The sequence below is a fragment of the Deltaproteobacteria bacterium genome (assembly GCA_016709225.1).
GTDB classification, from domain to species: Bacteria; Myxococcota_A; Polyangia; order Nannocystales; family Nannocystaceae; genus Xiheibacterium; species Xiheibacterium phototrophicum.
Genome location: JADJEE010000012.1, coordinates 3,543,717 through 3,558,535, shown reverse-complemented (window position 1 = coordinate 3,558,535; position 14,819 = coordinate 3,543,717). Strand labels below are relative to the sequence as shown.

The 14,819-nt window shown below is 70.7% G+C and carries 11 protein-coding genes; 7 read left to right on the top strand and 4 right to left on the bottom strand.

From position 1 onward, the window contains the following. Positions 1-38: 38 nt before the first annotated feature. The 4 genes from IPH07_39730 to IPH07_39715 all read right to left on the bottom strand — a co-directional run bounded on the left by IPH07_39730 (position 39) and on the right by IPH07_39715 (position 6,781). Complete coding sequence (locus IPH07_39730) at positions 39-1,082, bottom strand: AI-2E family transporter (protein MBK6923585.1); 1,044 nt, start codon at positions 1,080-1,082, stop codon at positions 39-41. Positions 1,083-1,199: 117 nt separating this feature from the next. Continuing rightward, positions 1,200-1,757, bottom strand: coding sequence for an AmmeMemoRadiSam system protein A (gene amrA / locus IPH07_39725; GenBank protein MBK6923584.1), 558 nt, complete (start codon positions 1,755-1,757; stop codon positions 1,200-1,202). Positions 1,758-1,769: 12 nt separating this feature from the next. Beyond that, positions 1,770-5,042: a hypothetical protein gene (locus IPH07_39720; GenBank protein MBK6923583.1), complete on the bottom strand. Its 3,273-nt coding sequence runs from the start codon at positions 5,040-5,042 to the stop codon at positions 1,770-1,772. A 215-nt stretch (positions 5,043-5,257) separates the two neighbouring features. Continuing rightward, positions 5,258-6,781: a TolC family protein gene (locus tag IPH07_39715; protein ID MBK6923582.1), complete on the bottom strand. Its 1,524-nt coding sequence runs from the start codon at positions 6,779-6,781 to the stop codon at positions 5,258-5,260. A gap of 348 nt (positions 6,782-7,129) precedes the next feature. Between IPH07_39715 and IPH07_39710 the strand changes: the two genes are divergently transcribed. The 7 genes from IPH07_39710 (at position 7,130) to IPH07_39680 (ending at position 14,799) form a co-directional block, all read left to right on the top strand. Continuing rightward, positions 7,130-7,477 (top strand): VOC family protein, encoded by a 348-nt coding sequence (locus IPH07_39710; protein MBK6923581.1) that lies wholly within the window; start codon positions 7,130-7,132, stop codon positions 7,475-7,477. Positions 7,478-7,492: 15 nt separating this feature from the next. Then, complete coding sequence (locus IPH07_39705; GenBank protein ID MBK6923580.1) at positions 7,493-7,861, top strand: hypothetical protein; 369 nt, start codon at positions 7,493-7,495, stop codon at positions 7,859-7,861. Next, a complete protein-coding gene (locus IPH07_39700; GenBank protein ID MBK6923579.1) occupies positions 7,849-9,108 on the top strand; it encodes a hypothetical protein in 1,260 nt (419 codons plus the stop codon). The genes IPH07_39705 and IPH07_39700 overlap by 13 nt, the downstream gene beginning before the upstream one ends. 115 nt (positions 9,109-9,223) lie before the next feature. Beyond that, positions 9,224-10,915 carry a hypothetical protein gene (locus IPH07_39695; GenBank protein MBK6923578.1) on the top strand — a complete coding sequence of 564 codons (1,692 nt, stop codon included), beginning with the start codon at positions 9,224-9,226 and terminating at the stop codon, positions 10,913-10,915. A gap of 89 nt (positions 10,916-11,004) precedes the next feature. After that, positions 11,005-11,889, top strand: coding sequence for a M23 family metallopeptidase (locus tag IPH07_39690; GenBank protein ID MBK6923577.1), 885 nt, complete (start codon positions 11,005-11,007; stop codon positions 11,887-11,889). Between the two features lie 76 nt (positions 11,890-11,965). Further along, the gene (locus tag IPH07_39685; protein ID MBK6923576.1) at positions 11,966-12,376 is read left to right on the top strand and encodes an MAPEG family protein; all 411 of its coding nucleotides are present in this window, start codon (positions 11,966-11,968) and stop codon (positions 12,374-12,376) included. A gap of 47 nt (positions 12,377-12,423) precedes the next feature. Then, the gene (locus tag IPH07_39680; GenBank protein ID MBK6923575.1) at positions 12,424-14,799 is read left to right on the top strand and encodes a S46 family peptidase; all 2,376 of its coding nucleotides are present in this window, start codon (positions 12,424-12,426) and stop codon (positions 14,797-14,799) included. Positions 14,800-14,819: the final 20 nt, after the last annotated feature.

Sequence of the window (14,819 nt, the reverse complement as noted above, 5' to 3'; positions counted from 1 at the left end):
GGCGATGCCCGAAAAGACTCGCAGCGGGCGCGAGCGCCCTACGGGCGTGGCCGCTCGGGCGGGAGACCCCCGTCGTCGGCACGGGCGAGCACCAGCGCCTCGATCAGCAGACGCACGCTCAGCGGGCCCAGGAGTGCCCCCCACGCACCCATGACCATCACGCCGCCGAACGCCGAGACGAACAGCACCAGTGTCGACATGTGCAAGGCACCGAACCGCGAGAACACCGGGCGCAGGAAATTGTCGATGGTGCCGATGATGCCGAGCCCGATCACCGCGAGGATCGCGGCCTTGATCGGGTGATCGGTGAGCAGCAAGCCGACCGCGACCGGCAGCCAAATGAGCGCCGAGCCGATCGCGGGGATCACCGACGCGATGCCGGTGAGCGGCCCCAGCACCAGCGCCTGCGGCACGCCGAGCGCGAGCAGGGCGATGGTCGCGACCACGCCCTGCGCGAGGCAGGTCAGGCCGACACCGATGAGCAGCCCACGTCCGGTCTCGTCGAACGCGGCCGCGAATCGCTCGAGATGATCACGGCGCAGCGGCATGTGCGTCGCGATCCACTGCCAGTGGGCCGGCCCCTCGCGCATGAACTCGAAGGTGGCGACGAAGTAGACCACCAGCATGAGCATGGCGCGCGCCGCCGCTCCGGCGACGTTCGACAACAGCGTGAACGCCTGCGAGCCATACGTGCGCGCCAGCGTCATGACCTCGCCGAGGGTGTGCGGCACGGTGAACGCCTCGCCGCCCTCGCCGCTCGCGATCTCCTCGAGCGCACCGCTGGCGGTGGGTGACGCGGCGATCGTCACCACCAGGTCGCGTGCGCCGACCACGACCGCAGTGCCGAGCAACACCACCGGGGTCGCGAGCGCGAGCGCGACCACCGAGGTCAGGATCGCCGCCGGTGCCCGTCGCCCGCCGAGCCGCCGCTCGAGCCGCAGCTCGAGCGGCCGCAGCAACGAGGCCGTCCACGCCGCGAGCACGAGCGCCGGCCACAACGGCCAACACAGCCACAGCGCCCCCGCACCGAGGATGAGCGTGGTCCAGCGCAGCGCGACGGTGGGGTGCAGGCCGGCGGACATCGGGTGGCGCAGCCTAGCAACCCGCCGTGTGCGCGCACCGACGATCGTGATCGAGCGGCTGCGCCACACGGCTCGGCTCGGTCCGCGGGCGCGCGAGACCCCACTGGGCCCGCGACTTCATGCCGTCCACGCCTGCGTCGTGAAGACCTCTGCGCGCAGGTCTGCGGCGCGCTGCGGATCGATCCCGGCCTTCTTGCACAGCGCCGTGATGAACGCCGACACCCCCGGCAGCTGGGCCCATACCACCGGCAGGAACACGGCGCGGCGGGTACCCTCGTGCAGGATCACGCCGTCGCGGCCCGGCACGATCGCGGCCTCGATGGCCGAACGGCCCCGCACGTCGAGCTCGCGTGGGGGCGAGAGCACCGAGATCTCGAGCTCGGCGCCCGCGACCTGCTCGGCCCGCATCGCGGGCATGCGCGGGTCGTGCAGGCCGGACTGCACGGCGTAGTGCGCGACCGCGTCGGCCAGCGACGTGCCTGCGACCAGCGTGCCGATGCAGCCGAGCAGGCGACCGTGCTCGTGCCACGACACGAACACCCGCGCCGGCGTGTGCAGGGCCCCGTCGTCGGGCATCGGCCCCGGCGCGGGCACGCGATCGTCACAACCCAGCGCGCACGCCAGGGCGTGACGCGCATGGGCCGACAACCACCGCTGCGAAGCCTCGTCGATCACGGGCCGTCGACGTCAGTCGCAGCCCTGCGCCGCCGGATCGGCCGCGCAGGACGGCGGTACCGGTACCCAGTCACACGCGGCGAGCTTCGCCATGCACGGCTCGTAGCGCACCTGCGTGCCGCGGCTGTCGAAGTACGCACCGATGAAGTGCTCCATGAACTGCCCCACGTCGAAGGGCAGCCCGGTCAGGCCCGGCGGCGGGAAGCCGTGCACGCCCCTGTACTCCGAGATGATGGGATAGATGATGCCGCTCTTGCCGTCGGTGGTGCCCGGCGTCTGTACGGCGATGCGCGCCGGTGGCTGCGTGCGCGGTGCGACGAGCGAGTCGACCGAGCCGGCCGGATCCTGGGCGAGCACGTTGGTGCTGTCGCTCAGGTTGTCGACATCGACGAGCACAGGGCCCCAGTCGGCGCCGCGCACCTCGAGCCACGGGATGCCGGTGACGATGCCCTCGTCGATCAACAGGCGGTTGGGGGTCTTGCCCCACCGCGGATCCGGCTCCTCGAGCTCGATGAAGCCGCCGATGCGCGCGATCGAGGTGCCGGTGTTCGGCGGCACGTTGGGATCGCCGATCGTGGTCACGTCCATGACGTTGGTGGGTGCCTTCGTGAACTCCTTGCCGTGCTCGCGGAACGTGAACGGATCGCGCGAGTAGTGCGGTGCGAAGATGGCCGGATCGGCCGGCTCGACCACGATCGCCGCGATGCCGAGGAACCGGCGCAACAGGGCGGTGCCGCGCTGGAAGCCGTAGCCGTCCTCGAGCGCCACCAACGGCGAGCCCTGCGGGTAGTCCTTGCCACGGTAGTGGATCGGCAGCGCGTCGAAGCGATCGACGCTGGCGCGCAGCACCGCGTCGTCGTCGATGTAACAGTCGCGCTCGTCACCCTCGATGGTCGCGACATCGCCGCCCGCGAATACGTCGATGCGCACGCGGTCGCCGGCATCGGCGGCCACGCCGAGGCGGAACGTGCCCGCCAGGTCGCAGGCGTAGGTGCCCTCGGTGCCCTCCGGGCAGGTCCGGCACGCGCCGGCATCGTTGAGCGAGCAGTTGCTCGCGCCCGCCCAGCCCTCGTAGTTCTCGTAGCCCGGCGGCGGCATCATCGGCATGACGCGCGTGCAGCGAGCCGCGCCGGTGTCGAGGTTGGTGACGCGCACGGTGTCGCCGGGCTCGATGCCCGCGCGGTAGGCCACGTCGTAGCGGGTGTCGATGTTGCCGTTGGGGAACAGCTCGTAGATGCGCACGTCGCCGTTGCCGGTGGGCTCGCCGACGAACAGCGGGCCCATCATGCGCAGCATCAAGGCCTCGACCACGCCGCCCTGCTCGCTGCGGCTCGACAGATCGACCAGGCCCGCTCCGCCGGCGATCGGCGCACCGGCGACGACCTTGGCCTCGACCGCCGACAGCATCGCCGACAGCAGCCCGCCCAGGCTGGTGCCGCTGGCGAAGAAGGTCGCGTCGTCGCCACCGATGTCGATCATGCCGTCGGCGTCGAAGTCACCCAGCAGCTCGGGCTTCCCGTCGCCGTCGACGTCGAGCATGTTGGTGCTGCCGAAGCTACGGATGAGCCGTACCAGCGTCATCCAGTCGAGCAGCGTCTGGCGCAGGTTGTCGCGGGTGCGGAACATGTAGCCGCTGAAGAACTCGCCGCCGACGTCGAGCGTGCCGTCGCCGTCCATGTCTTCCATGCGGTTCTCGGCCAGCGCCTCGAAGGCGGGGCCCATGCCGTAGATGTTGAGCAGGGCGCTGGCCGCCGACTTGGAGTCCTCCGGCAGCGACACGCCGTGCAGCACCGCGTCGATGCTGCAGCCGGCGATGCCGAACTTCGCGTGCAACGCCAGACCCAGCTGCTCGAGCTTGTTCGAGGTGTAGCCGTGGGCGTAGAGCACCACCGGCGCCGGCTTGTCGGGGTCGCGCTTGTACTCCTTCTTCGGGATCGCGCACCAGAACTGCACCTCGTGGCTGTCGATGCGATCGCGCAGGCTGGGGTCGCGCAGATTCTCTGGCCATGCACGGGCGTCGAGCGTGCCCTCGTCGACGAGGTCGAGCAGTCGCGGCGCGCGGAACTTGCCCGACACGTGATAGGCGTAGAAGTCGTGCGTCACGACCAGCTGGTCGGTGTCGCTGATGCCGAACGAGGCGAACGCCAGCATCGCGAAGGGGCCCAGCACCTTCTTGAGGCGCTCGCTCGGCAGGATGTACGGGTTGGTCGGCGGCGGCTCGTCCGGCGCGGTCGGATCGGCCTCGACCATCGTGAACAGCTTGGTCATCTCCGGCGGGAAGTCCTCGTCGAGCCACGCCAGTGGGCCCTCGCCGTAGAGGCCGTCGCGCAGCGTCACGAGCTGCCCCGCGGCCTCCTGGGTGGTGTACGTCCACGCGAACGCGATGTCGTCGGCGCCGAGGTCGAACTCGGCCAGCGCGTCGACCACCGGGCGCAGGTCGTCGGTCTGCGCGGCATGGTTGACGTACTCGAACGGCGAGCGCACCGGCTCACCGTCGGCACCGAGCAGCCGGTTGGTCAGCACCACCGCGTAGGTGGACTTCTCGCGCAGCGGCAGCACCGGCTTGAACACCAGCGTGTTGGTCTCGAACTCGTAGAACGAGACCAGGTCGCGGATCGGATCGAGCGCGGGGTTGCCGTCCTCGGGCGCGTAGACGTTGGGGTGATCGAGCACGCCGTCGAGGTCGAGGTCCTCACCGGGGTCGAGGCGGCCGTTGCCGTTGAGATCCTCCTCGTAGCTCTCGAACGCGAGCGCGGCGGTGATGGTCTTGGGATCGTGCTCCCAGTACTGCGTGGGCGTGCGCAGCAGCACCGGGAAGTTGCCCTCGCCGAAGTCGAGCGGCACCGGCTTGCCGAAGTCCGGCGAGTCACGGGTGACATCGATGAGGTAGACCGCGTCGTTGGTGAAGTCGTAGTCGCGACCGTCGGGGCGCCGGTAGTCGCGATGACGGGCATAGATCGCGTCGAGGTCGAGCGGCGCGTCGAACTGCACCGAGATCGGCTGGTACACCCCGAAGCCCGACAACTCGTCGATGCGCCGGCGCGCGGTCTGCTCGAGCTCGGTGGCCGCGACCAGGCTCGCGTTGACGCGCAGCCCCGTGGGCGACGACGGGTCAGGGCGCGTCGCGATGTCGTTGGGGAACGGGATCTCCGGCAGCGGCCGGCGATCGAAGTCGAACACCACGCGGGGCCCATCGCCCTGGGGCGTCTCGAACAGGCCCTCGGGCGACTGCGCACAGGCAGCCAGCGCAACGAGCAGCAACGGGAACGAACGTGCGTGGATCATGGCGGCCCCTCTTCGACGCGCGCGCGGGCCCCTGCTGCCCCCACGCGACTGCGCCATGGTGGCACAGCACGCCAGCGACGTGGGGCCCGACACGATCGCGGCGGCCGACCGATCGCGCACGGTCGTGCGCGACACCCATCGACCGCCGTCGAGGATCGACGCCAGCGGGCGACCACGCCGCCATCGGCCTCATCGGCGCGGCAGCGCCGCCCGCGTCACTTCGGCTTCCGCCAGCCGCCGCCCAGCGCCTGGTAGACCTTGACGACCGCCAGCAGCTGGTCCTTCTTGGTCTCGATCAGCTCCATCTCGGCGTCGAGCGAGTCGCGGCGCGTGAGCAGCACTTCCATGTAGTCCGCGCGGGCGGCATCGTACAGCACGCTCGACACCTCGATCGCCGCCTGCAGCTTGGCGACCTGCTCGGCCAGCCGCTCGTACTCGTTGCGCAGGTTCTCGATCTTCGCGAGGTTGTTGGCGACCTCGGTATAGCCGAGCAGGATCGTCCGCTCGTAGTTGTAGACCGCGCGGATCTGCGCCGCGTTCGCGGCCCGGTAGTCGGCCTTGATCGCTGCGCGATTGAGCAGCGGCGCCATCAGGTTGCCCGCGACGTTGTAGGCGAGCGACTGCGGCGTGGCGACCAGATGCCGCATGTTGAAGGAGTCGTAGCCGACGCCGGCCTCGATGCTGAGCGAGGGATAGAAGCGGGCCTTGGCGACCTTCACGTCGAGCTTCGAGGCCTCGAGCTCGAGCTCGGCCTGACGGATGTCGGGGCGGTTCGCCAGCAGCTCCGACGGCACGCCGGTGTAGATGCGCGGCGGTGCGGCGTTGAACGCCGCGGGGTTGCGCTTGACCGGCTGCGGGTAGCGACCGACCAGGAAGTTGATGCGGTTCTCGGCCTCGATGCGGCGCTGCTCGAGTGCGAAGCGGTGGGCCTGGTTCTTCAGTACCTCGGCCTGGAAGCGCTGCACCGCCAGCTCGGTGGCGCGGGCGGCTTCCTTCTTGAGCTTGACGATCTCGAGCGCGTCGGACTGCAGCGCGATGTTGCGATCCAAGACCTCGATCTGGTTGTCGAGGGCGACCAGCTCGTAGTAGGCCTCGGCGATCTCCGCGACGATCTGCGTGACGATGAAGTTCCGCGCCTCGATGCTCGCGAGGTAGCGGTTCTTCGCCGACTTCATCGCGTTGCGGAGCTTCCCCCAGATGTCGATCTCCCACGCCGCCGAGAAGCCGAAGTGCAGGTTGGGCAGGTTCGCCGGCACGCCGTGCAGCTCGTCGCTCACGCCCTGACTGCTGTAGCGACCGACCTTCTCCACGCCACCGCCAACGCCGGCGCCGAGGCTGGGCAGGTAGTCGCCGCGCTTGGCCGCGATCTCGTTGCGCGTGATGATGATCTCCTGGAGCTGCATGTTGAGCTCCTGGTTGTTGTCGAGCGCCTCCTCGATCAGCGCCTTCAGATCGGCGTCGGAGAAGAACGCGTCCCACTGCGCCTGCGCGGCCACGCTGGTCTGGGAGCCGCTGTCGCCGGCGAGCTTGCCGAAGTCGCCCGGCATGGTCTTGTCGGGATCGCGCGCGGGCGCCTGATCGAGCAGCTTGTTGCCGCAACCACCCGCGAACAGGGCCACTGCAGTGAGTGCAGCTGCGAGCCGGCGACGCCCGACACCCATGCGAACGCCCTCGGTGCGCAGCGGCGACGCGGCGAAGCAGGCGATGCGCGTGGCGGGTCGATCCGATGTTCGCTTCATGTCCGTCGATCGTCTCTCACGTGCAATCACGCGCGGAGAATCCCGCGAGCTGCCCCGCGGCGAGGCATTTATGGCAGTACCATCGGTGAGGGCAACAGCGATGACCGTCCGCGGGCCGCCGAGGTTGCGCGCGGCGGGTCGGATCGACACTGCCCCATCCGGGGCGGCACCGTCCCCCGTCGACGCCAGGCGCCATCGATCGCAGCGCCCGCTTGCCGCCGCGCGCGAGCCGCATCGGGCGGGGACCTCGGTGTGTCATTGCGGCCCAAGCCGACACCCCCGCGCCGCCGCGATCTTTTCTCGCGAGCCCTGTCGTGGCGGGCGGCGCTCCGGCGTCTCCCCGGCATCATGTCCTCACCGTTCGTCTGGTTCCACCACAACGGCCGCGCCACCGCGGCCAACCGTGCCTTCTACACCGCCCTGCTCGACATCCGCGACGCCGACGGCCCCGGCGGCATGACGATGCTGTCGACCGCCGAGGGTCCCTTCGCCGCGCTCGGCAACGAGGGCGATCGCCATGGTGACCGCGACGAGTGGATTCCGTTCGTCGCCGTCGACGACGTGGCCGCCGCGACCAAGCGGGCCGTCGGCCTCGGTGCCACGCTCGTGCGCGACAAGACCCGTGGCCCGGCGGGGGAGTTCACCGTCGTCCGCGACCCCGGCGGCGCCGCGCTTGCGCTGTGGAAGAAGGCGTGAGCATGGACGGGGTCGATGACGACCTACGCCCTGCTCATCTACCGCACCACGTCTGCGGATGAGCCGCTGCCGTCGACGCCTCCGACGCCGGGCTCCGACCCACTCGCGGGTCACCGCGCGGTGCAGGCCGAGGCCGACCTGCGTCACCAGCTCCACGCGGTGGCCCGACTCGACGCGCCCGACACCGCGCGCACCGTGCGTGTGCGGGCGAGCGGTCACGAGGTGACCGACGGCCCGTTCATCGAATCGAAGGAGTGGTTGGTCGGCTTCTATCTGGTCGACTGCGACTCGCTCGAGCACGCGCTCGCGCGCGCGCGGCAGATCTGCGGCGATCCACACCACGTGATCGAGGTACGGCCGGTGGACTGGCGATGGCGGGGCTAGACCCGAGCGGTCTCGCGGCGGTGATCCGCCGGGTCTACCCCGGTGTGCTCGCGCGGCTGCTCGCGTTCACCGGCGCGATCGCGGACGCCGAGGACGCGGTGCAGCACGCGGTGCTGCGGGCCTTGTCGACGTGGCCGCGCGACGGCCTGCCGCAGTCGCCGGAGGCCTGGCTGGTGACGACGGCCTGCAACGCCCACCGCGACGGGCGACGACGATCGCGACGGGCCGATCACCACACCGACGCGGTGCTGCGGCTGGCGCAGCTGAGCCCGTGGACGCGCATTGCTTTGGCCGAGCCCGATGTCCTGCGCAGTTGGAAGGACGAGCTCCTGCGGCTGCTGTTCGCGTGCTGCCACCCGGCGCTCGAGGTCGGAGAGAGCGCTGCGCTGGCGCTGGCGACCGTGGTGGGCCTGTCGGTGGACGAGATCGCGAGGGCATTCGTGGTCGCACCGCGCACGATGGAGCAGCGACTCACGCGTGCGCGCCAGCGTCTGCGCGAGCGCGGCGACCCCGAAGGCACCACGCCCGAGCACGCCCGCGGGCGCATCGCCGCGGTGCTGCGCACGATCCACCTGCTCTTCAACGAGGGCTACTGGTCGGGCGATGACGACGCACCGATCCGCGCCGACCTGTGTCGGCTGGCGATCGGACTCGCGCGATCGCTGTGCGAGGCGTTCCCGGATCACCCCGAGGCTGCGGGCCTGCTGGCGCTGCTGCTGCTGCACGACGCGCGTCGCGACGCGCGGCTCGACGCCGACGGCGAGCCGGTGCCGCTGCCCCAGCAGGACCGCAGCCGCTGGGACCGCGCCGCGATCGCAGCCGCCACCGCGCTGCTCGAGCGGGCACTGGCGGCCGGCGCCCCGGGTGCGTTCCAGATCGAGGCAGCGATCGCCGCGGTGCACTGTCGAGCGCGCGACGCCGACGCGACGCAGTGGGACGAGATCGCGGATCTGTACGCGTTGCTCGAGCGCGAGCGACCGACACCGGCCGTGCGTGTGCATCGGGCGTTCGCGCTGGCGCAGGCGCAGGGGCCCGCGCGCGGACTCGAGCTGCTCGCGCGCGGCGACCTCGAGGCCGACGCCCATCCCTCGGTGCACCTCGTGCGCGGGGTGCTGTTGGCCGAGATCGGCGAGACCGACGCCGCGGTCGACTCCCTGGAGCGCGCCGCCGCGTGCAGCCGCAACGCCCACGAGCGCCGGCAGATCGAACACCGCATCGCTCGGCTCCGGCGCCCCGCGGCCACCTGAGCAGCCCGTGAATGCGAGCGACCCGGCCATTGACCGGCACATCCGCAGTGCCCGACAATCTCCGCTCATTGGTGGACGGCGCGGGCTCGCTTGCCCGCGGATGGGGAGGACTCTCGTGGGCTGGAACTTCCGAAGCTTCGGTGTGGTGACGATGGTGCTGTGCGGCTGCGCGGACGATACCGGCGTCACCGGTGGTGGTAGCGAGGGCAGCTCGCACGGCGGGGGCAGCGGCAGCAGCACGGGTGGCAGCGACGGCTCGACCGGCGGCACCAGCACGGGTGGCAGCACGACCGCGACCTCACAGGCCGACTCGAGCAGCGGCCCGTCGGTGAAGTACGACGTCGGCGTCGGCGACAGCAGCACCGGCGAGGTGGTGCCGTTCGACTGCAAGGCCGTCGATCCGATGGGCGAGGTCATGCCCTGCCAGCAGCAAGCCCCCGCCGACAGCTTCGAGCCCGACGTGCAGTGGGAGTGGCTGGGCGCCGACGGTCTCACGCAGGTCGTCACCTCGCCGCTGGTCGTCAACCTCACCGACGACAACGCCGACGACGAGATCGATCTCTGCGACATCCCCGATGTGGTCGTGGTCGCCTTCGACGTCGGCCTCAGCACCGGCCGCATCTTCGTGCTCGCCGGTGACACCGGCATCGAGCACTTCTCGATCCCCACCAGCGTCGATCTCACCGTCACCCCTGCGGTCGGCGACATCGACGACGATGGCATCGCCGAGATCGTCACCATCGATGGTCAGTCGATCTTCGGCGGCGGGATCGGCCACCTGGTGGCCTTCGAGCACGACGGCACCATCGCATGGACGAGCCCCGACCCCGCCGGCGACGTCGCGTTCACCGGTGTCGCCCTCGCAGACCTCGATGCCGACGGCGACGTCGAGATCCTCGCCGGCGACGCGGTCTACGACCACCTCGGCGGCCAGCTGTGGACCCACCCCGAGGCGCCACTGCCCGGCGGCGTGGGCTCGCTGCCGACCGCCGCCGACCTCGACGGCGACGGCACGCTCGAGGTGATCCACGGCCGCAACGCGTACGCGGTGGATGGCAGCGTCTTCTACAGCACCGGCCTGCTGCCGGGCTTTCCGCACGTCGCATCGTTCGATGCCGACCCCGAGCCCGAAATCATCCTGATGAACCCGTCGGGCATCACCATGCTCGAGGCCGACGGCACCATCGTGTGGCAGGACCAGCGTCCGACCGGCGATCCGCCGTCGCCGGAGACGGTGTGGCTCAAGCCCGGCACGGTGCACGACTTCGACGGCGACGGTGCGTCGGAGTTCGCGACTGGATCGGCCAACAACTACACCGTCTACGAGATCGACGACGCGGGCCCGACGATCCTGTGGCAGGCGCCCGTGCAGGATCTGAGCGGCTCGGCCGGCGGCACCGCGTTCGACTTCGACGGCAACGGCATCGCCGAGGCGATGTACGCCGACGAGACTCAGCTGTTCGTGTTCGATGGCAGCGGCGATCCGCTGTTCACCACGCCGCGCGAGAGCGGCACCGGCCTCGAGTACCCCGTGGTCGCCGACATCGACAACGACGGTGCGGCCGAGATCCTCGTGGTCTCGAACTTCCAGACCCTGCCCAACTCGCCCGCGGTGGTCGCGATCCGCGACGTGCAGGAGCGGTGGATCCAGGCCCGCCGCATCTGGAACCAGCACACGTACCACGTCAGCAACGTCCGCGAGGACGGTACGATCCCGCAGCACGAGACGCCCTCGTGGCAGCAGCTCAACACCTTCCGCACCAACTCGCAGATCGAGGGCGGCTCGGTGTGTCAGCCCGCGGGGTGAGCGGGTCCGCCGGGTGCTCACGCGGCCGCGCAGGGCTGCGGGCCGGGGGCCAACGACGCGATCACGGCCCATGATACCGTGCGATCGTCGTGCGTCGCGTCGCGCTGTGTTTCCTGACGGCTTGCGGTGATCCATCGGCGAGCACCGGCGAGGGTTCGAGCTCGACCGGCGATGTCTCGACCACGGGCGGATCGTCCGAGTCTTCGTCGTCCGGGTTCGGGTCTGGTTCCGGGTCCGAGACACGCGGTGATTCCAGCACCACGGCCGTCGATCCGTGCGCCGCGTGTCCGCAGCACTCGCAGTGCAGCGACGACGCCTGCGTCTGCGACGACGGCTACTTCGCGAACAACGACGCGTGCGTGGACCGGATCCTGTTCGCGCTCCCGATGGCGAACCCCGACGCGGAGTTCATCGGGGAAGTGGTCGGGTTCGACAACGATCCGCTGCCCGGCGACGGCCCCCTCGACTGCCTGTCGCACGACGGCCAGCCCTTCCCCGCTTGCTACGACGATCACACCGGCACCGATTTCATCCTGCTCGGTGGATTCACGACGATGGACAACGGCAGCGCCGACGTGCTCGCTGCCGCCGAAGGCGTGGTGGTGTTCACGCACGACGGCGAGTACGACCGCTGCGCTCTGAACCTGGCGGCGCAGATGGTCCAGTGCGAAGACGGGGGACCGGTGACGCCTCCCAACGAGATCACGGTCCTGCACGACGACGGGATGTCCACCCGCTACCTCCACCTGAAGAAGAACAGCATCTTGGTCGCCGAGGGCGACCGGGTGTCGTGCGGGCAGGTGATGGCGCTGGTCGGTAGCTCGGGCAACTCGTCCGCACCCCACCTCCACTTCGAGGTCGTCGATGTCGAGGGCGCGTCGATCGATCCTTATGCCGGCCCCTCGTCGCATCCAGAGACCTACTGGGTCGAGCAGGACGGCGCGAACGACCTGCCCGGCGCGAGCTGCCAGTGAGACGGCGCCATGGCGCGCCGCGGCGGTGACTTTCGCGGCCGTGGTAGCGTGACCGCCCGTGCCGACCACCAAGGCCATGTTGCTGCCCGTCATCGCCCTCGTTGCGTGGACCTTCGTGATGTGGGCCTGGATGTACGCCACGCGGATCCCCGCGATCCGCCGCGCCGGCATGAGGCTCGATCCCACCGCGCCGCGCGGCGAGCAGATGGCGAGCCTGCCCGCGTCGGCGCGCTGGAAGGCCGACAACTACAACCACCTGTTGGAGATGCCGACGCTGTTCTACGCGATCGCGATCTCGCTCGCGCTGCTGGGCGGCGGCAGCGGTCTGGAGCTCACGCTGGCGTGGACGTACGTCGGCCTGCGCGTGGTCCACAGCGTGTTCCAGGCGACCGTGAACGTGATCGAGGTGCGCTTCGTACTGTTCTTCGTGTCGTCGCTGGTGCTCGCCGCGCTGACGCTGCGCGCCGGCCTGTTGGCGCTCGGCTGAGGCCGCAGTCGCGACGGCCGCCCCCCCCTGCTACCCTGCGCGAACCCATGGCCCGCCGCCGCGCCCGTGTGTCCCTTTCGCTCCTCGCCGCCGTACTCGTCGCGACGTCCGCACTCGCCACCGATCTCCACGCCGACGAGGGTCAGTGGATGCCGCGACAGATCCCGGAGCTCGACGCGGCCACGCTGGCGCGTCTCGGGCTGCAGCTGCCGCTCGAGGCCCTGCACGCGACCGATGCGTCCGGCAACGAGACCGGGCTGCTCGCGGCGGTGGTCAACCTCTCGGGCTGCTCGGCGGCGTTCGTCTCGCCCGATGGTCTCATCGCGACCAACCACCACTGCGCGTACGGGGCGATCCAAGCGGCGAGCTCGGTGGAGCACGACTACCTCGCCGACGGCTTCCTGGCGCGCACGCGGGCCGAGGAGCTACCGGCCAAGAACACCACCGTGCAGATCGTCGAGTCGGTCACCGACGTGACCGCGCAGATCCGTGCGGTCGCCGATGGCGAGCCCGAGCCCGAGGCCCGCGCGAAGGCGGTGAGTCGGCTGCGCAAGCAGCTCGTGCTCGACTGCGAGGCCGCGGCCAGCGCTCGGCGCTGCCGCGTGGCCGACTTCTACGCCGGCGCGGAGGTGCAGCTCATCGCCTCGCGCGAGTTCACCGACGTTCGCCTGGTGTACGCGCCACCTTCGTCGGTCGGCAACTACGGCGGCGAGGTCGACAACTGGATGTGGCCGCGGCACACGGGCGACTTCTCGCTGCTGCGCGCGTATGTCGGCCCGAGCGGCGATCCGGCCACGCACGCGGTCACCAACGTGCCCTACCGACCCGCGCGACACCTGCCGCTCGGGCAAGACGGCGTCGCGCCCGGCGACTTCGTGGCGGTGCTGGGCTTCCCCGGCTCGACCCAGCGCTATCAACCGGCCGCCGAGGTCGCGCGCTGGGTCGAGCAGGTGTTCCCCGCACGCATCGATCTGTACGGCGAGTGGATCGGCATCCTCGAGGCCGCCGGCGCCCGCGACAAGGCGGTCGCGATCAAGGTCGCGGCCAAGCAGAAGGGGCTCGCCAACCGGCACAAGAACGCGCTCGGCATGATCGATGGGCTCGCGCGCAACGGCACCGTGGCACGGCGCGAGCGCGAGCGCGAAGAGCTCGATGCCTGGTGCTCGACCCAGGCCGACACCGGCTGCCGCGAGACCTTCGACCAGCTGCAGGCGCTCGCGCAGGAGCGCCGGGAGTCGTTCGCGGTCGACTTCCTGGTCGACAGCCTGCCGCGCGGGGCCAACGCGCTGGCGATCGCGATCGACGTGGTGCGCCGCGCCAGCGAGCGCCGCAAGCCCGACCTCGAGCGCGACGAGGCCTACATGGATCGTCGCGCCGCCGAGCTGTGGTCGGCGCAGACCCGGCGCATGCGAGACTTCGACCGCGACGTCGACGCGGCGCTGCTGGCCGCGGTGCTGCGTCGCGTCGAAGCGCTGCCGGCCGCGCAGCGGTTCACCGATCGCCGCGTCGCCGACATCGGCGGGCTGCTGCGCACCCGCGTGGTCGACGAAGGCTTCGTGAAGGGCCTGTGGGACGCCGACTGGGAGGTCGTCGCGCGCGAGCGCGATCCCATGATCGCCTTCGCACGCGCCCTGCTGCCGGCGATCGAGGCCGCCGACCGACGCGAGCACCGGCGTGAGGGCATCCTCCTGGTCGCGGGCCCACGCTACTTCGCGGCCCTGCAGGCACTGCGCACCGGCCCGGTGTACCCCGACGCCAACAGCACGCTGCGGCTGTCGTACGCGACCGTGCAGGGCTATGTGCCGCGCGAGGGCCTGCTCGCCACGCCGCAGACCACGGTCGCGGGGCTGGTCGCGAAGCACACCGGGGTCGCGCCCTTCGATGCCCCGGCGAAGTTGCTCGCGGCCGCGACCACCAGCGCGCAGTCACGATGGGCCGATCCGCGGCTGCACGACGTGCCGGTCGCGTTCCTCGCCAACGCCGACACCACCGGCGGCAACTCGGGCAGCCCCGTGATCGACGGGCAAGGCCGCTGGGTCGGGCTCAACTTCGATCGCGTCTGGGAGAACATCGCGGGCGACTTCGGCTACAGCCCCGAACGCTCACGTAACGTCATGGTCGACGTGCGCTACCTGCTGTGGCAGCTGGATGCAGTCGAGCACGCAGATGCGCTGCTCGCCGAGCTGGGCGTCACCGGGACTGCGACCGCCACGGCAACCGCGACTGCCACTGCCACCGATGGCGCGCCCGCGCGCGACCTCTCCGCCAACGCAGTGGGCGTGCCGGTCGCGGCACCGCGCGAGATCGCCAGCCCACAGGCCGGTTGCGCCTGCGGTCTCCAGGCCTCGACACCCGAGCGCGGCGCGGCCTGGGCGGGCTTCATGTCCGCAGCCCTGTGGTTCCTTCGCCGTCGACGACGATGAATCGCGCACGCGCGGCGTGG